The following is a 17,671-nucleotide window of genomic DNA, read 5'->3' as shown; positions in this document are numbered from 1 at the left end:
TCAAGTATTCGACGATAGGTGGCTCTATTTAATTTTTTGAAAAACTAAATTATCTCCAAGCAGCTTTGTCGATTTCCCAACCGTTACGGTTTACTGAATCGTCTGATGTGAATACCATTTTAACGTATTCACCTTCTACTACTGGACCGAATGAATCATCATTCTTGCCGCTCATTGTGCCAACAAGCTTACCAGTTGCATCGTAGAACTGGATTTTATCGTAGTCTCTTTCTGTATCGAATGTAGAGAAGTGAACTGCGATTTGTTTTGCACCTGGAACACGAACTTCATAAGTCTCATTAGTTTTGCTAGCGTAAGGATGAGCTGAAGCTACACTTTGAGAAACTGTTTGCCAGTTAGAAGGATCGTTTGGATCAGGTTGTGGCAAAGTGTTCGTCAACATTGCGTAGGCGTTTACGAAACCTGCTTTAACTTTTCCGCGGATACCAGCTAGTGGGCGAGAAGTTGCGATGATTCTTTGTTTCATCTCTTGGCCAGTGATGTTTGGCTCATGAGACAACAACAACGCTGCCATACCAGATACGTGTGGCGTCGCCATTGAAGTACCAGACCAAGAATCATAACCAGAACCAGTGATTGATGAATAGATATTCACACCTGGAGCAGCTACGTGAACTGATGTTTTACCGTAGTTCGAGAAAGAAGCGATCTGACCACGATTGTCGATAGCTGCTACTGAAAGTACGTTTGGAACATCGTAAGTTGCAGGGTAAGTTGGGTTTGAATCATTGTTGTTTGATTCGTTACCAGCTGCTGCGATGAAGATCGCGCCTGCATCGTTAGAACGTTGGATCGCTTGTTTCAAAGTTTCAGAGTAGCCACCGCCACCCCAAGAGTTTGAAAGGATTTTCGCACCCATAGAAGTTGCGTAATCAACAGCTTTCAAAGCGCCTTCCAAAGAACCAGAACCGTCTTTGCTCAAGAACTTAACGCCCATGATGCGAACATTCCAGTTAACACCTACGATACCTTTGCCGTCATCACCGTGACCGCCGATAGTACCAGAGCAGTGTGAACCGTGACCATGGTCATCCAAGTTGTTGCCAGTTGGTTTTGCAGCATCAACGAAGTTTGCACCGTAGATATCGTCAACGATACCGTTGTTGTCGTCGTCCACGCCAGCTTGACCAGCTTTTTCAACTTCATTCACCCAAACGTTATCTTTAAGATCTGGATGGTTGTAGTTGATACCTGTATCGATCACAGCAACGATTGTGTTTTTAGAACCAGTTTCGATATCCCATGCTTGAACTGCACCGATATCTACACCAGCAACACCTGCTTTGTTTTCAGAATCTTTTTGACCAAGATTCTGCATGCCCCACAATTTACCGAAATCAGGATCGTTTGGAACTTTGTTGATGCGGTAGATGAAGTTTGGCTCAACGATGTCGACCATTGGATTTTGCGACAAAGTTTTAACTACGCTGTTAGTTAGTTCAAACACTGGGCGTTTGATAACAACGATGTTTTGGCTAGGGATAGTTGATTTGATGTATGCGCCAAGTTGTTGGCTCATAATGTTGACTGAAGAAACAGCGTAATTGTTCTTCAATTTAACGATGTACTCACCTGGAACTGCTTCCGGTTCAGCTGCAAACGCATTTACTGCAACTAAAGTTAGGCATAGTGCCGCAACCTTAGAGGCTCTTTCCATAAGCCCTCTCATAAAATCCCCTCCTTCAATGGGTATTTCAGGACCAACGAACTAGGAAAAATTTTCCTGCAAGTTGTCTAGTTCCAAAATGGTACCAAGTGGAGGAGCATGCGGTAGCGTTTTTTTTGATTACAGAAATAAAAAATATGGTTCTAGCTTAAAGTCTAGGCAAACCTAGACCTTCGTCGAGTGAATTGCTGCATTGTGCAGCAGATTTGAGCCTAGGAGACAGCCTTTTTACCAGTTTTTGGACGCGGCGTGGTCTCTTCAATGAAATCAAAAGCAAGCTGTTGCGGCGCTTTGAACTGAACAACGCGAGTTGGATTTGCTTCAATCTCTCTCTTTTCTGATGGAGTTGTGACGTTCACACCTGTTGAAGCCTTGATAAGGTGTTTAATGAACGCCTCTTTAACGCTGTCTGGAGCGTCTTTGTTGAACCCTAATTCTGCCATTAATTGATCAATCTTCTTCATAAGCCAATCCTTGGTCTAGTTTCGGAAGTTTGATGATGAAGCTTTAGAAGAAATTCGACGAAGGTCGTACAGAAGATGTCTCTCACTGAAACAGACCCAAGACGCAAAGTTTAAAGGTTAAAAGGTGTCTGTCATTTTTTCGGAAAAAATGGCAGGCACCTTCTCCGCAAAAGTGCCTGGCACTTTTTTGGGTCTACGGCGCGTTACTTTTAGAAGTAGCGGCGGTAGTAGATGGTGAAGATCGGGTCGATTTTGTCGGTGTGGTAGTTTCTGAGGTTGTAGTTCGCGTAGTTGATCAGCTCTCCGTAGGATTGTTCGAAACGGAAACCTAATCTCCATGAACCTTTACCCGTTGAGATGTCTGCGTAGGCTGTTCCTTGATAACCGTTTTGATAAACTTTTGATTCATAGCCGACTTCTGTTTTGAAAGTCATCGTGCGCTCGGCTTGTTGACACCACAAAGTGCCACCGATGTTTGAGGCGATAAAACTTGCGCCTTCAATAGTGCTGCCGCGCGAACCAACTTCGGTGAAGCCACGAACACGACACGTGTTTTTTGCGTTCAAATATTCTTTTGCGATACCAACATACATGCCAAGAATCAAACCGTCGCGATCTTCAAGACCGTCTGGCACATTGATCGGAGTTCGTGTTTGTCCCTTATTCAAAGAATTCACCAACTCGTGGAATTTTTCTTGTTGAGTCGCGCCTGAAGCGTAACCACCAAGAGTATCTGAAGAAAGTTTTTGCCAACCAGCTTCTGCTCTCCAGTAGTAGGTTTGGGTGCGTGGTTTATCCATGTTGTCTAAGACAACTTTAAGAATGTTTTCATTCGTAAAATATTGCGAACCCGAACGACTGCCATCCGCAAGTTTTTGTGTCGTTCCCTTGATAGGCTTTGTGTATAAGTCTGTGGAGTAGTCGACACTTAAGTAATAACCTTCAGGCAAAAATCCACCGATAGAAAAACGCGAACCGTGAGTGTAACCTTGATCATCTGTTTTTACATTCACACCAACTGGTGCAAGAAAATTATAATCGTTTGAAACTGCAAGATAGACACTGATCGCTTCAGGGCGATCGAAATCTTTGCCTGGTAAAAATCCTTTGAACATCGTTGGCACTTCTTTGAAAGAAGCAAAGTCCAAACGAATGATCGTATTTAATTTTTCAGGAGCATGATTTTGCAAAGATTGATTGTAAAGGTGGGCCTTGCTGAACATCGGATTTGTATAAACTGAAGGATCCACATCTGTTTGATCAGCGTGAGCAACTCCAGACATACCGAACGCTAGCAATAAGGAAATTACTGACTTCATTCAACCACCTTGCTTCGAGTTCAGCTGAAGCTAAGGGAAGAACGGTCCATTTAAAAGAGCAGGGAATTCCAATGAATTCTTTCGTGCGAAAGACTAAAAGATCGACAGCATCAGCAGCGGCACAAGCATTTTACCTGCACGCGAACCCAATAGTGCATATGGAACACATTCGCAAACGGGCTGTGGATCAGCGTTTCAAGTCGAAGAAGTCCATTGTTAGACAATAAAGCTCTTCTTCTTTTGATTCTTTAATGATGTTGATGTTGTTCTTAATCGACTCTAACAACAGATCCTTCACCCGCACGACATCTTGAGCAGACAGACTAACCACTCCCGAATAGTGAAGCTCGTTAAGCTTTTCGCGTTCTAAACTATTCATCGCTTGTAAGCGCCAATTGGTGTGATGCTTTAAGATATGATGAGAATCGTTGCCTAATCGAATTTGCTGAACACCAGGATGAAATTCGACACCTTCTTTGCGCACAAGCCCGACACGCTCTAAATGCTCAAGCGTCTCCAAAATTTTTTCGCTCGGAAGCTGTAGGGCAGAAGACAGTGAATCGATAGTGCGTAGAGTGGGAATTGTCGTCGCAATATGAACGGCAGAGGGTATCCAACTTGCGTAATACCAACTACGATCTTTTTCTTCGAGCTGTTGAGACTTTCCTAAACGCTCGGTCAAAACCATACGCGCTTTTAAAAGCTCATCCATTTGTTTTTGAAAATAGTCGCGCAAAGTTTTTGTGCCCGCGCGATCTTTCTGCACCAGCAATAAAAAGAAATGCGCTTCTTGAGTTGTATGTTTTAAAAAACTATTCGCGGCTTCAGCTTGTTCTAAACTTAAATGAGCATTTTCCTGCAGAACTTGTGATACGTAAGTAGCTTGCACACCCATGGCCTGGGCAATCGAAGCCTTGCTACCACGACTGCCAGCAGCCTCTAATCGAGCCCGTAAAAAGTGTCTATAATGTGAAAATTCAAAAATAGTTTTTTCCATATAATTCGATAACTTATCGGTACTTCTTTATTTTTACTTTAGTTTGTACTGAATAATAAAGTTAATTCATATGGCGGCGCGTTGTGCGCTGAGTTAAAACCTCTTCCATAGCGATAAACGCTGAAATTAACAAAACCCAGGAGGTTTAAAATGAAAAAGTCAGTAGTAGTAGCAATGGTTATGTTCGTAGGTTCATTCGCTCACGCACAGCTTGATGCAAACTGTGAACGCTTCGTTCGCCAAGCCGCCAACCAACAAGCAATGATTAATGCCGCTATTGCAGAGGGAAGTCTGACTGCTGCAGAAACTGAATTCTTCGCGGGGAGCTCTAAAGAGATGGCTCAAAATGCAGTCAGAACTTGCGTTGGCATTGAAGAAGTTCGTATCGAAAAAACTTTCCGCGGAAAAATGGGTTTGATCTCTCAAGCGGAAATCGAAAAACGTCTTGTAGCAGTGGTTGAAGAAGCAACTGATCTTTACAATTCCCTAACAAAATAAAGGTGATAACCAAAGTTTGGTCTTCGTCTTGCTTAATTAAAGATATTCATTGGAGGCTCGTATGAGACTGTCTCAATTTGGAACAAAATTGTTCGCGGTAACTGCTGCATCTTTCATCAGCTTGAATAGCTTTGCAGTGGGCAATTTGAATTCAACTTCAGACGATTTTCATTCTCGCTTGAAAGAGTTGATGGATGCCAAAAAACGTCCTGAGTTGTCGATTTCGACAGATTCACAAAGGCTTCCATTTAATCGCAAAGGTCATATCTTAAAGAAAGATCAACAAATCGAAGTTCAAAAAATGGGCGGCGTCAGCGATGGCGGCGGCAACGCGGTCGGCGCGACACTGTTTGATTTTTATGAAAACGAGGGTTCTAACGAAATCACGATCGATCAACTTCTGTATCTAGAGCCCCAAGCAAACAATATTCTTAAATTTCTAAACTCCGAAGTGCCTGCTGTAAGAAATGTCGATTCGGGTGGCTTCGGTGATTTATTGAAAAACGCTGTTAAAGGGAAACATATTTTCCTCGAGGCGAAGGCGATTTCTTCTGAAGCTTGTAAAAATCAAAGTATGGTCGCAAGTGACCAACAAACTGTGGTTGCTTGTCAATCGGATTCAGAAATTCGTTTCGACCTAAACTGGTTGAAATCTACTGATGCTAAAAACCGCTCGGGCCTTATTACCCACGAGTTGATTTTGGGTTGGGCACGCGGGACTGCTGGCAATTTAGATAAAAAAGAAATGGAAGAAAAGGTACGTGAGCTAAATCGCGCTGTCTTTTCTCCACGCCAAGACGAAAATACAATGCCGGATAATATTAAGCGTTTGTTTTCTGAAAATGCGTTTAATAAATCACGCTTTAGAATTGCACAAGGCATGAAAATTCGTATCGGCATGGCGATGGCGAATTTCTGCAAAGATGCGACGACAGATATCAATTCCGCATTTGCTGACGTGTGGAATGATGAATTCTTAATGAAAACAGTTTCAGTTTTGCCAGCGACGATTATTTCTATGCGTGACGTTTCATTGGCAGCACGTGCTGGGAATAAAGATGCGGGGCCTGCGCAAGCAAAGCTTTGTGAACTATATAATCTTGATCAATCAGAAATCCGCCCACCACGCATGGACGTTATTCCGCAAAACTGCATTCGTAATTTAAATGATGCCGTGACGTTGGCAGTACAGACAACGGCAGCTACCAAAGAAGATACAGCTATGAATAGTTTCTTTAAAGCACAATCAAAAACGATCCTGCTTTCAAGTGCGAACTTATGTAAGGGCTTACGTGCCATTGAGTTAGAAAAGAAGTGGTTCATGACGAATGAAAAGGCGACGGCAGCAATGGATGAAACCTACAAAGAATCGATTAACTACACTCGCTACTACTTAAAACAAAACGGAATTACGATTCAGTTCCACATCGATGAATAAAATAAAAAAGGGAGTCCGAAGACTCCCTTTTCTTTTTTAAATTTCCGAAGAAAAATTAACCTGCGCCGCCGTCTTTGTGCTTAGGACGTTTTGTCGCTGAAGCAGCAAAGAATTCGCGGTTCATGCGCGAGATGTTCGTCAATTGGATCTCTTTAGGGCAGGCTGCTTCACACGCACCAGTCGTTGTACAAGCACCGAAGCCTTCCGCATCCATTTGCGCAACCATGCGAAGTGCACGATCTTTTCTTTCAACTTGACCTTGTGGAAGCAAAGCCATGTGCGAAATTTTTGCTGATGTAAACAATGCTGCAGAAGCATTTTTACAAGCAGCCACACACGCACCACAACCGATACAAGTTGCAGAAGACATTGCTTCATCAGCGTCAGCCTTAGGAACCAAGTTCGCGTTGGCATCAACAGCGTTACCTACGTTAGCAGAAATATAACCGCCAGCAGAGATAATGCGATCGAATGCAGATCTGTTTACCATCAAGTCTTTGATCACCGGGAAAGCTTGCGCGCGGAATGGTTCGATAGTTAGAACCGCACCGTCGTTGAAGTTTCTCATGTGCAATTGACACACAGTTGTTGATTTCATTGGACCGTGAGCTTCACCGTCGATCACGAAGCCGCACGCACCACAAATACCTTCGCGGCAGTCATGGTCGAATGCGATAGGCTCGTCACCTTTAGAAACAAGCTCTTCGTTCACAGCATCAAGCATCTCAAGGAATGAAGCATCTTCAGAAACATTTTTGGCTTGGTATTCAACCAATTTACCATCGTCCTTAGGACCTTTTTGTCTCCAAACTTTCAAAGTCAGATTGATATGTTTTCCACTCATATTATGCCTCTTATTTATAGCTACGAGTTGCTAGGTGAACGTTTTCGAAAGTCAGTTCTTCTTTGTGACGTACTTCTGGTTTGTTGTCGCCAGTGTATTCCCAAGCAGCTACGTGACAGAAGTTAGCATCATCACGCTTCGCTTCGCCATCAACTTGGTATTCTTCACGGAAGTGACCACCACAAGATTCGTTACGCTCTAGAGCATCACGACACATCAATTCGCCAAGCTCTAAGAAGTCAGCAACACGGCCGGCTTTTTCAAGCTCAACGTTCAAGTAGTTTGCATCACCAGGGATACGCACGTTTTGCCAGAACTCTTCTTTGATTTTTGGAATTTCTTGAAGAGCTTTTTTCAAGCCAGCTTCGTTACGTCCCATACCACAGTATTCCCACATGATGTTGCCAAGCTCTTTGTGGAAGCTATCAACTGTGCGAGAACCTTTGATGTTCATCAATTTAGAAATTTCTGATTTCACGCCGTGTTCAGCGGATTTGAATGCATCGTGAGTTGTAGAAACTTTCTCAAGCTTAGTTCCACCAAGGTAGTTACCCAATGTGTATGGAAGAACGAAGTAACCATCAGCCAAACCTTGCATCAATGCCGAAGCACCAAGACGATTCGCACCGTGGTCAGAGAAGTTTGCTTCACCCGCAACGAACAAGCCTGGAATTGTTGATTCCAAGTTGTAGTCAACCCACAAGCCACCCATTGTGTAGTGAGGAGCAGGGTAGATCATCATCGGCTGTTTGTACGGATTTTGACCTGTGATTTTGTCATACATTTCAAACAAGTTGCCGTAACGTTCAGAGATTTTATCTTCACCCAAACGTTTAATCGCGTCTGCGAAATCCAAGTAAACTGCTTTACCTGATTCATTCACACCGCGGCCTTCATCACAACGATACTTCGCTTGACGAGAAGCCACGTCACGAGGAGCCAAGTTACCGAATGAAGGGTATACGCGCTCCAAGTAGTAATCGCGTTCGTTTTCAGGGATATCGTTTGGATGACGTTTATCACCAACCGCTTTAGGAACCCATACGCGACCGTCATTACGAAGAGACTCTGACATCAAAGTTAGTTTTGATTGATTCTCGCCGTGAACAGGGATGCACGTTGGATGGATTTGTGTGTAACAAGGATTTGCGAAGTAAGCGCCACGTTTGTGAGCTTTCCACGCCGCTGTTACTGCACAGTTCATCGCATTTGTTGAAAGGAAGAATACGTTTGAGTAACCGCCAGAAGCGATAACAACTGCATCAGCTTCGTGTGATTCGATTTCACCAGTTAACAAGTTACGAACGATGATACCGCGAGCTTTACCATCTACGATCACAAGGTCAAGCATCTCGCGACGGTAACGAAGTTCAACTGTACCAGCATCAACTTGTCTCATCATTTCAGAGTAAGCACCAAGAAGAAGCTGCTGACCTGTTTGACCGCGAGCATAGAATGTACGAGATACTTGCGCACCACCGAATGAACGGTTCGCCAATGTACCACCGTATTCACGTGCGAACGGAACACCTTGCGCAACCATTTGGTCGATGATGTTCGCTGATACTTCAGCCAAACGATAAACGTTTGCTTCACGTGCGCGGAAGTCTCCGCCTTTTACAGTGTCATAGAAAAGACGGTAAGTAGAGTCGCCGTCATTTTGGTAGTTCTTCGCGGCATTGATACCACCTTGTGCTGCCACAGAGTGAGCACGACGTGGAGATTCATGCACGCAGAATGCTTTTACTTTATAACCAAGTTCACCCAATGAAGCGGCTGCAGAAGCACCGGCAAGACCAGTACCCACAACGATCACAGAGTGTTTACGTTTATTCGCAGGGTTCACAAGTTTATAATCAAACTTTGTTTTTTCCCATGCTGACTCAATAGGGCCCGTTGGAGCTTTGCTATCTAATTTGTGTGCCATTTTCTATCCCCTTATTGAGCTGCCAAAAAGCAGTAAGCAGGTTGAGAAAGGAAACCAGCAATCACGACAACTGCGTACGCGATGCTCAATTTTTTCCAAGTATTGCGATAAGTGCCTTCCATCAAACCTAGAGATTGGAATGAAGAGTTCACACCATGTTTCAAGTGGAAACCAAGAAGGATCAACGCGATGAAGTACCAAACCACATAGCCAGGTTGTTGGAACACTTCGACCATCAAACGTGCAAGGTCACGCATTTCAACGCCATGAACATTTGTCGTGTAGTGAGTTCCGTATTTGAACGTGATCAAGTGCAGAATGATGAACACAAGAATCAAAGAACCTTGCACAGCCATCGTGCGCGAAGCGAGAGAAGTTTTCTTCTTTCCGCTTGCAGTCACGGCATAACGTTGGTCTTTCGCGCTACGATTTGCAATCGTCAAAGAGATCGCAGTGTAAACGTGAACGATCAAAGCAAGCACCAGAACAGCTTCAGCAACGTAAATGATGTTGCCGCTTGTAAGTGCGTGACCGTAAGAGTTGTAAGCGTCGTGGCTTACGAAAATTAGAAGATTACCAGCCATGTGAGCAAGAACGAAGCCCGCCCAAATAAGACCAGTGATTCCCATTAAGTATTTTTTCCCGACGGTAGAACCGAGAAATCCAGACATGGTGTTGAACCCCTTGTTGTTATGCTTTACGCATTCTCATTAAGTTTTTAATAAACTACTCCTACGGGTTGATTCTGTCCATGACCCCGGTCATGTTTCGCACGACGTTAAATATGGAATTTAGTTTTGCCTTTCCTGGACTTGCGATAGAACAAAGCCTCTAAAAAACGGGGTAAAAATATGAAGATTTTTGTGTGCATCAAGCAGGTGCCTGACACCGAAACAAAGATTAAGATCTCTCCCGACCAAACTGGTATCGACACGGCGGGTATTAAATGGGTTATGAACCCTTATGATGAATATGCAGTTGAAGAAGCGATCAAACTTCGCGACGCCAACGCAGGTTCTCAAGTTTGGGTTTTGAGCGTAGGACCAAAGGCTCGTGTTGTTGAATCTCTTCGTACAGCTTTGGCAATGGGTTCAGATGAAGCAATCGTTATCAACGGCGAAGGCTTGGACAATTTCGCAACGGCAAAAGCACTTGCTGAGGTTATCAAAGCAGAAGGTGGCGCAAAAGTAATCTTCACTGGAAAACTTGCGATCGATGACAACGCATCTTCAGTAAGCCAAATGATGGCTGAATTCTTGAACGTGCCTCACACAACTGTTGTATCTAAGTTCGCTTTCACACCAGAAAACGTAACTGTAGAACGCGACATCGAAGGTGGCGCGAAAGAAGTTGTGCAAATGATGACTCCAGCGGTAGTGGCGGCGAACAAAGGTTTGAATATGCCTCGTTACGCTTCTCTTCCTGGTATCATGAAAGCAAAAAAGAAAACGATCAAAGAGATCGAATTCGCTTCATTGAATATTCCTGCAACTGACATCAAAGTAAAATACTCTGGCATGACTTTGCCGGCAGAAAAACCAGCAGTAAAAATGCTTTCTGGCGATTCATCTGCACAAGCTTCAGAGTTGGTTAAACTTCTTCGCGACGAAGCGAAAGTTCTGTAAGGAGTAGCGAAATGGGTAAAGTCTTAGTTTTTACTGAACAAGCTAATGGTAAACTTAAACGCAGCTCTATGGAACTTCTGCAAGCTGCTGCAAAATCTGGTAACACAGTGGTTGCAGTATCTTTCGGTTCTCATGCAGGTGATGTAACAACTGCAATCGGCAACAACGGCGCGAACGAAGTTCACGTAGTTAAAGATGCTGGTTTGGATGCTTACAATCCTGAATCATACGCTGCAAACCTTGTTGGTATTATCAACAAAGTTCAGCCTTCAATCATTCTTGCTTCTGCATCTTCAACTGGGAAAGACTTGTTCCCACGTGTTGCAGCTCGCTTGAACACAGGCGTTGCTTCTGATTGCGTTCAACTGACAATCTCTGGCGACAACGTGACTGCTGTAAAACCAATGTATTCTGGCAAAGCATTTGCGACTGTAAATTTTGAAAACAGCCCAATCAAAATCGTTTTGATGCGCGCAAATCAACTTCCAGTTGAAGCTGCTGACACATCAAAAACGGCAACAGTAACAGAACACGCTGCTGCGACTGTGGATTTGAAAACTTTGATCAAAGAAATCGTTAAAGGCACTTCAGAAAAACTAGATTTGACTGAAGCAAACGTTATCGTTTCTGGTGGTCGTGGTTTGAAAGAAGCTGCAAACTTCAAAATTTTGAACGACTTGGCTGACGTTCTTGGCGCAACTGTAGGTGCTTCACGTGCCGTTGTTGACGCTGGTTGGGTAGGTCACGGTATGCAAGTTGGTCAAACTGGTAAAACAGTAGCGCCTTCGTTGTACATCGCAGTTGGTATCTCTGGCGCGATTCAACATTTGGCAGGTATGAGTGGTTCTAAAGTTATCGTTGCAATCAACAACGATGCGAACGCTCCAATCTTCCAAAAAGCAACTTACGGTATCGTAGGTGACGCTTTGGAAATCGTTCCAAAACTGACTGAAGAGTTCAAAAAGGCTCTTCACCACTAAGCATTCACAGTGTTTAGAAAATACATTCTACCATTCATTATTTTCGTATTTTACAGAACCCTCTCATGGACGTGGAGGGTTCGAATTATTGAACCTGATTCTTTGAAACAATCCTTAAAAGATAAAAAACCTGTCGTGCTCGCGCACTGGCATGGTGATGAACTGGCTTTGGTTAGCATCGTAAAGCGCTACAGTATCGCAACGATCGCATCGCAATCAAAAGACGGCGAATTGATGGCCACAGTTCTAAAATTAATGGGCGCAAAAACGTCGCGCGGGTCTTCAACTCGTGGTGGAGTTCAAGCCCTCAAAGGTTTGTTGCGTTTACTAAAAGACGGGGGAAATTGCAGCTTTGCGGTAGATGGCCCTAAAGGTCCGTTACACAAAGTGAAGCCGGGAGTGTTCGAACTTTCGCGCATGATTCACGGTCCGATTTATGCGGTCGGAGTGTACTGTAACAGCGCACTTTATTTCCCTAAATCATGGAATAAAACTTTTCTGCCAAAACCATTCGCTCGTGTGATCATTTATTGGGTCGGACCGATGGAAGAGATCAAAAAAGATGTCGATCCAAGAAACCCAGACCTTGCTCTAGAGTTAGAGACTCTTTTGCACCATGCAAGGGCACAAGCTCTTAATTTCATTGCCGATAATAAGGGCTAGTGCTAGCCTTTTTTCATAGTACGAATTCAACTTTTTAAAGGGACTTTTAAAGTATGAAACTTGTTATCTGCATCTTGATGCTCATCTCGGCGACCGCATTTGCACAGAAATCCACTGAAGTGGTAGCGCAAGTGGGCACTAAAACAATCACACTTGAGGACTTCAATAAAAAGTACAATGAAATCCGTTCTCAAACGATCAACCCACCTTCAAAGCAACTTTTTCTTGAAGACCTGATCCGTTACGAAGTCGGCGTACAAGAAGCTCGCAAACGTGGTCTTGAAAAAGATCCAATCGTTCAAGATCAATACAACCAAGTTCTTTACAAAGCATTGCTTGAAAAAGACATCGGTCAACGCGTTCAAAAAATTCAAGTTTCTGATAAAGAGATGGAAGCTTGGTATAAAAACAATCCAGAACTTCGCACAAGCCACATCTTGATCGAATACAAACCAGGTGCAACACCTGCGCAAGTTGAAGAAGCAAGAAAACGTGCTAACGAAATCTTCGAAGAAGTTAAAAAGAGCAAACGTCCATTCGAAGAACTGGTTAAATTGTACTCTGACGATGCGTTGTCAAAACAAGTTGGTGGCGATATCGGTTGGCAATCTCGTGTAACATTGGTACCGAACTACTACGATGCTATCCAAAACATGAAAGTCGGTGAAATCAAGGGCCTCATCGAAACTCAATTTGGTTTCCACATCGTAAAATTAACGGGCCGTAGAAGCTTTGAAAACGCGAATAAACGCCAAATCAGAGCCGCTGTTTTCGATGAAAAAAGAAAACAGATCTTTAATGAGTACTTCGATAAGTTGAAAAAGACTTACTCAATTAAAGAAAACAAAGGTGCTCTTAAATAATAAGGATTCACTTTAAATGAAATTTCTTAAAGGCCCCGCTATGACGGGGCTTTTTATTTTGATGACAGTGGGATTGGCGGGATGTCCGTCGAATTATCAACGTCTTTCGAAGAAACCAGTCGAGCAGGTGAACGATCACGTGCTGACAACGAAAGAGTTCGCCAATCAATTGGCCCGCAAGCTTCGTAACTTCGATGCTCTTGCCGCAAAAGATCCAAATAATATTCATCGAATCAAAGAAGAAATTTTACGCGATTTCTTAGTGAAAAGTCTGACGCTAGATTGGGCTCGCTCACAAAGCATCGTGGTTTCAGAAAACTCTCTGGATAAAGAAGTGGATAAGTTGCGAGCAAGTTATCCAGACGATCTTTCTTTCCGCAGAGCTCTTGCCCAAGAAAATCTTTCCTTTTCAGAATGGCGCGAAGAACTTCGTTACGTGATGATCGAACGCGAAGTTTTTAAAAAAATTAACGAAAAAGTAAAAGCGCCTTCAGAAGACGAAATCAAACGCTATTACGAAGATCGTAAAGACCAATACAAACGCAAAGAGCGCATCTATATCCGCCAAGTTGTGGTTGATAACGAAGCGAAAGCCGATGCGATTAAATTAGATCTTAAGACCAAAGATTTTGCGGAAGTGGCAAAGAAATTCTCAATCACTCCAGAAAGCAAAAACGGCGGTGTCGTTGGCTGGATTGAAAAGGGGACCGTAGATTACTTCGATCCACTTTTCAGCGCAGGATCGGGCGTTCAGACGGTTAAAAGCCCCTTTGGCGTGCATTTGATCAAAGTTGAAAAGAAAGCTCCGGCTTCAACAACTCCTTTGGAAGAAGTAAAACCGCAGATTATTCGTGCCCTAAAAGCGCAACGCGAGCAGGCAGAATATGTCGCATGGCTTGATGCACAGCTCAGAAGTAGTAAAGTCCTCAAAGACTATGATTTGATGAATTCTATCTCTGTCGATACACGAGGCACGAATGATTAGTATTTTATTTGCACTATTGATCTCAGGACCGGCACACGCTGAAGTGGTTGAAAAAACTTTGGCCGTGGTGAATTCAGAAATCGTCTTGGAGTCTGATCTGAAGCTTTTGCAAAAACGTATTTCTAAACCAGGCATGGTCGACGATGCGTTGTTAATGGATAAATCAATCGACAGCTTAAAGAATGATCGCAAAGCGCAACTTGATTATTTGATTAATGAAAAAATCATCGAATCAGAAATCAAACGTTTGAACTTGTCGGTGACAAACGATCGTGTTGAATCTGAATTTAAAGACATGGCTAAAAGAAACAATGTCAGCGAAGCTGAGTTGGAAAATATTCTTAAAGGCCAAGGCATTTCTGCTTCTGAGTATAAAGTTTTCTTGAAAGAAAAAATCGAAAAGCAATCTTTGATGGATACAGAGATCATTTCAAAACTTCGTATTTCTGATGACGATGCTTTGAATGAATACCTAAAAAACAATCCAAACAGCCGTCCATCGATCGATGAATTCTCGGTTGCCCACATCTTCTTTAGCCCGAAAAAAGGTGGCTCTGAAGCCGCTTACAAACGCGCCGAAGTTGTACTGGGCAAACTTCGTAACGGCGAAAGCTTCGAAGTTTTGGCAGAGCAATTCAGTGAAGATCCAAATTTTTCTTCTGGTGGCGCACTTGGTACTTTCAAGTCGGGTGAGTTTTTGCCAGAGATCGAAAGCGCGATTTCAAATTTAAAAGTTGGCGAAACAACGGGAATCATCAAGTCCCGTCTTGGTTACCACATCGCCAAATTGACTGGTAAAAAATTGACGACGGATCCTAAGTTTGAAAAAGCTAAGGAAAGAATCAAAGCGCAACTTCTGGAAGTCAGCTTTAAACGTCAGTTGAAATTCTGGTTACAAAACAAACGTGACGAGTCTTTCGTTAGAATCAATGAGTAATCTGAAAGTTGTTCTTACAACTGGTGATTCAGACGGTATTGGCTTTGAAGTAACAGCCAAAGCCTTACACAAAATCGGCCCACAAAAAGGCGTTCAGTTCTTTTTGTGGCGCTGTGAAGATGCCTCTAAAAAATATTTAAAACTTATCGATGAAAAATTCACGCGTATCACCGTGGATGATTTTTCTGAGGCTTTAAAAGTCGAAGGTCCTTATCTTGTCGACATCGCTTCTGATCTTTCGCCGGCAGAGTGGGTGGAAATCACCGCCAAAGCCTGCTATCAGAAAAAAGTCGATGCGATGGCCACTGCGCCCTTAACTAAAACTTCGATTCAGGAATCTGGTTTTAAAGATCTTGGGCATACAGATATTTTAAAGCGCATTTCAAAAACTAAAAACGTGCACATGGGATTTATTGGCGAGCATTTCAACGTCGTGTTGGCGACCGGACATTTGCCTATTAATAAAGTTCCAAAACACTTAAGTTTTTCAGTTGTGGCAGAAGCTTTACTACACGCCGATCAACTGCGCCGAAAACTTGCTCCGGCGATCGCCAAGAAGCCTATCGCAGTATTGGGATTAAACCCTCACGCCGGCGAAGAAGGTTTAATCGGTCAGGAAGAGCTTTTGATTTTTCCAAATTTGAAATCTTTTGCACAGGAACACGAAATTCCTGTCGAAGGTCCCTTGGTTCCCGACGCGGCTTTCTTTCCCGTTAATTGGAAGAAATATTCCGTGTATGTAAGCCTTTATCATGATCAGGGTTTAATCCCTTTTAAAATGATTCACGGCCAGGATAGTGGCGTGCACGTAACACTCGGCATTCCCTTCGTCCGCACCAGCGTCGATCACGGCACTGCGAAGGATATTTTTGGTAAAAACAAAGCCAATCCAAGCTCGATGATTGATGCCATTCGCTGGGCTATAAAATTAGCTCGACAGCACTAGCAGTTAATATTAATTCTAATCATTCCGAATACCTACTTCACTTTTAGTGAAGACTTGATTGAGAGGTTTTTAATGTATCAACCGGTGATTTTCAGAGAATACGACATTCGCGGTGTTTACAATGGTCAGTTCGATGACCACTTCGCTTATCTATTGGCTCGCGCTTATGTTGTCTACATGAAGCAAAATAAAAATATCACAAACCCAACGGTCACTATCGGTCACGATGCTCGTGTCAGCAGCCCTGCGATCGTAAAAAACTTGGCAAAAGGTTTCATGGAATCTGGCGCAAAAGTTATTCACTTGGGACTTGTGACAACTCCAGTTTGTTATTTCTCTACATTTGAAATGAAAGGTGTTGATGGCGCGGTTCAAGTAACTGGTTCACACAATCCGCCTGAATTCAACGGTTTCAAAATCTCTGTTGGTAAATCAACGATCTTCGGTGCGGAAATTCAAAAACTTCGCGAGATCATCGAAAAAGGTGAATACATCAGCGGTCAAGGTTCTGAAGAACACTTCGACATCAAACCGATGTACTACGAACGCTACAAAAAAGAATTCGGCAACTTGGGCAACGTCAAAGTTGTTCTTGATTGCGGTAACGGTGCCGGTGGTTCTGTTGTGCGCGGTCTTTACGAAGCGTGCGGCATGAAACCAACAATCATGTTTGAAGAACCAGATGGACGTTTCCCAAATCACCATCCAGATCCAACTGTAGAAGAAAACTTGGTAGACCTTGCGGCACAAGTTAAAAAAGAAGGTGCGGTTTGCGGCATTGGTTTTGACGGTGATGCGGATCGTATCGGCGTTGTCGATCACACTGGTAAAATGATTTACGGTGACGAGTTGATGACAATCATCTCGCGCGCAATTTTGGCTGAACAAAAAGGTGCGAAAATCATCGGCGACGTAAAATGTTCTGATCGTATGTATCACGACATCGCAAAACACGGTGGCCAACCGATCATGTGGAAAACGGGTCACTCGCTTGTAAAAGAAAAAATCAAAGTTGAAAAAGCACCGTTCGGTGGTGAAATGTCAGGTCACGTATTCTTCGCAGATCGCAACTACGGTTACGACGATGCTCCTTACGCAGGTTTGCGTTTGGTAGAGATCTTGGCGAAGTCAGGTAAAAACATTCAACAACTTCTTGAAGGTTTGCCACCGGCATTCAACACACCAGAAATTCGCATCGACACAACTGAAGAGAAAAAAGTTTTGATCGTTGAGAAAATGAAAGAAGCCTTCAAAGGCGGCCCAGGCGCAGACTACAAAGTAGATCTGACTGACGGTATCCGCTTAAGTTTCGCAGACGGCTGGGCGTTGTGCCGCTCTTCTAACACACAACCGGTATTGGTTGTGCGCTATGAAGCTTCAACAGCAGCAGGCATGAAAGCGATCCAAGATCGCGTAGAAGCCGTTGTGAATAAATATCTTTAATTCTAAATTTTAAAAGATAAGAAAAAGGGCTGGTGGAAACATCAGCCCTTTTTTG

General features: G+C 43.4%; 17 protein-coding genes. 10 read left to right on the top strand and 7 right to left on the bottom strand.

All coding sequences use genetic code 11. From position 1 onward, the window contains the following. Positions 1–49: 49 nt before the first annotated feature. From DOE51_RS00145 to DOE51_RS00130, 4 genes are all read right to left on the bottom strand, one after another. Entirely contained in the window at positions 50–1,690 is a 1,641-nt protein-coding gene (locus tag DOE51_RS00145) for a S8 family serine peptidase (RefSeq protein ID WP_142694598.1), read from the bottom strand. A 209-nt stretch (positions 1,691–1,899) separates the two neighbouring features. Then, positions 1,900–2,151, bottom strand: a complete 252-nt coding sequence (locus DOE51_RS00140; protein ID WP_142694597.1) for a hypothetical protein — start codon at positions 2,149–2,151, stop codon at positions 1,900–1,902. A gap of 209 nt (positions 2,152–2,360) precedes the next feature. Beyond that, positions 2,361–3,470: a hypothetical protein gene (locus tag DOE51_RS00135; protein ID WP_142694596.1), complete on the bottom strand. Its 1,110-nt coding sequence runs from the start codon at positions 3,468–3,470 to the stop codon at positions 2,361–2,363. 187 nt (positions 3,471–3,657) lie between these two features. Then, entirely contained in the window at positions 3,658–4,467 is an 810-nt protein-coding gene (locus tag DOE51_RS00130) for a TIGR02147 family protein (RefSeq protein WP_142694595.1), read from the bottom strand. Positions 4,468–4,617: 150 nt separating this feature from the next. Between DOE51_RS00130 and DOE51_RS00125 the strand changes: the two genes are divergently transcribed. Together DOE51_RS00125 and DOE51_RS00120 are read left to right on the top strand one after the other, a co-directional pair. Next, the gene (locus tag DOE51_RS00125; RefSeq protein ID WP_142694594.1) at positions 4,618–4,965 is read left to right on the top strand and encodes a hypothetical protein; all 348 of its coding nucleotides are present in this window, start codon (positions 4,618–4,620) and stop codon (positions 4,963–4,965) included. A gap of 61 nt (positions 4,966–5,026) precedes the next feature. Continuing rightward, positions 5,027–6,403 carry a hypothetical protein gene (locus tag DOE51_RS00120; RefSeq protein ID WP_142694593.1) on the top strand — a complete coding sequence of 459 codons (1,377 nt, stop codon included), beginning with the start codon at positions 5,027–5,029 and terminating at the stop codon, positions 6,401–6,403. Positions 6,404–6,458: 55 nt separating this feature from the next. Here DOE51_RS00120 and DOE51_RS00115 read toward each other — a convergent pair whose 3' ends face one another. From DOE51_RS00115 to DOE51_RS00105, 3 genes are read right to left on the bottom strand one after another with little or no spacing between them, the layout of a single operon-like run. Beyond that, positions 6,459–7,247: a succinate dehydrogenase/fumarate reductase iron-sulfur subunit gene (locus DOE51_RS00115; protein ID WP_142694592.1), complete on the bottom strand. Its 789-nt coding sequence runs from the start codon at positions 7,245–7,247 to the stop codon at positions 6,459–6,461. 10 nt (positions 7,248–7,257) lie between these two features. Then, positions 7,258–9,174 carry a fumarate reductase/succinate dehydrogenase flavoprotein subunit gene (locus tag DOE51_RS00110; RefSeq protein ID WP_142694591.1) on the bottom strand — a complete coding sequence of 639 codons (1,917 nt, stop codon included), beginning with the start codon at positions 9,172–9,174 and terminating at the stop codon, positions 7,258–7,260. An 11-nt stretch (positions 9,175–9,185) separates the two neighbouring features. After that, positions 9,186–9,845 carry a succinate dehydrogenase cytochrome b subunit gene (locus DOE51_RS00105; RefSeq protein ID WP_142694590.1) on the bottom strand — a complete coding sequence of 220 codons (660 nt, stop codon included), beginning with the start codon at positions 9,843–9,845 and terminating at the stop codon, positions 9,186–9,188. A 180-nt stretch (positions 9,846–10,025) separates the two neighbouring features. On the opposite strand from DOE51_RS00105, the gene DOE51_RS00100 reads away from it, so the two are divergent. From DOE51_RS00100 to DOE51_RS00065, 8 genes are all read left to right on the top strand, one after another. Beyond that, positions 10,026–10,799, top strand: coding sequence for an electron transfer flavoprotein subunit beta/FixA family protein (locus tag DOE51_RS00100; protein WP_142694589.1), 774 nt, complete (start codon positions 10,026–10,028; stop codon positions 10,797–10,799). An 11-nt stretch (positions 10,800–10,810) separates the two neighbouring features. Next, positions 10,811–11,779, top strand: coding sequence for an electron transfer flavoprotein subunit alpha/FixB family protein (locus DOE51_RS00095; RefSeq protein ID WP_142694588.1), 969 nt, complete (start codon positions 10,811–10,813; stop codon positions 11,777–11,779). A 102-nt stretch (positions 11,780–11,881) separates the two neighbouring features. Beyond that, complete coding sequence (locus tag DOE51_RS00090; protein ID WP_246845198.1) at positions 11,882–12,442, top strand: lysophospholipid acyltransferase family protein; 561 nt, start codon at positions 11,882–11,884, stop codon at positions 12,440–12,442. 53 nt (positions 12,443–12,495) lie between these two features. Beyond that, positions 12,496–13,305: a peptidylprolyl isomerase gene (locus DOE51_RS00085; RefSeq protein WP_142694586.1), complete on the top strand. Its 810-nt coding sequence runs from the start codon at positions 12,496–12,498 to the stop codon at positions 13,303–13,305. Positions 13,306–13,321: 16 nt separating this feature from the next. Further along, the gene (locus DOE51_RS00080; protein WP_142694585.1) at positions 13,322–14,290 is read left to right on the top strand and encodes a peptidyl-prolyl cis-trans isomerase; all 969 of its coding nucleotides are present in this window, start codon (positions 13,322–13,324) and stop codon (positions 14,288–14,290) included. Continuing rightward, positions 14,283–15,227 carry a peptidylprolyl isomerase gene (locus DOE51_RS00075; protein ID WP_142694584.1) on the top strand — a complete coding sequence of 315 codons (945 nt, stop codon included), beginning with the start codon at positions 14,283–14,285 and terminating at the stop codon, positions 15,225–15,227. The genes DOE51_RS00080 and DOE51_RS00075 overlap by 8 nt, the downstream gene beginning before the upstream one ends. After that, positions 15,220–16,173 (top strand): 4-hydroxythreonine-4-phosphate dehydrogenase PdxA, encoded by a 954-nt coding sequence (locus DOE51_RS00070; RefSeq protein WP_142694583.1) that lies wholly within the window; start codon positions 15,220–15,222, stop codon positions 16,171–16,173. The genes DOE51_RS00075 and DOE51_RS00070 overlap by 8 nt, the downstream gene beginning before the upstream one ends. Positions 16,174–16,245: 72 nt before the next feature. Beyond that, positions 16,246–17,616, top strand: coding sequence for a phosphomannomutase/phosphoglucomutase (locus tag DOE51_RS00065; RefSeq protein WP_142694582.1), 1,371 nt, complete (start codon positions 16,246–16,248; stop codon positions 17,614–17,616). The last annotated feature ends 55 nt before the right edge of the window (positions 17,617–17,671 follow it).

This window comes from Bdellovibrio sp. NC01 (assembly GCF_006874625.1).
In the GTDB taxonomy this organism is placed as follows: domain Bacteria; phylum Bdellovibrionota; class Bdellovibrionia; order Bdellovibrionales; family Bdellovibrionaceae; genus Bdellovibrio.
The sequence above is the reverse complement of the archived record's forward strand: the minus strand, read 5'-3'. Positions and strand labels throughout refer to the sequence as shown.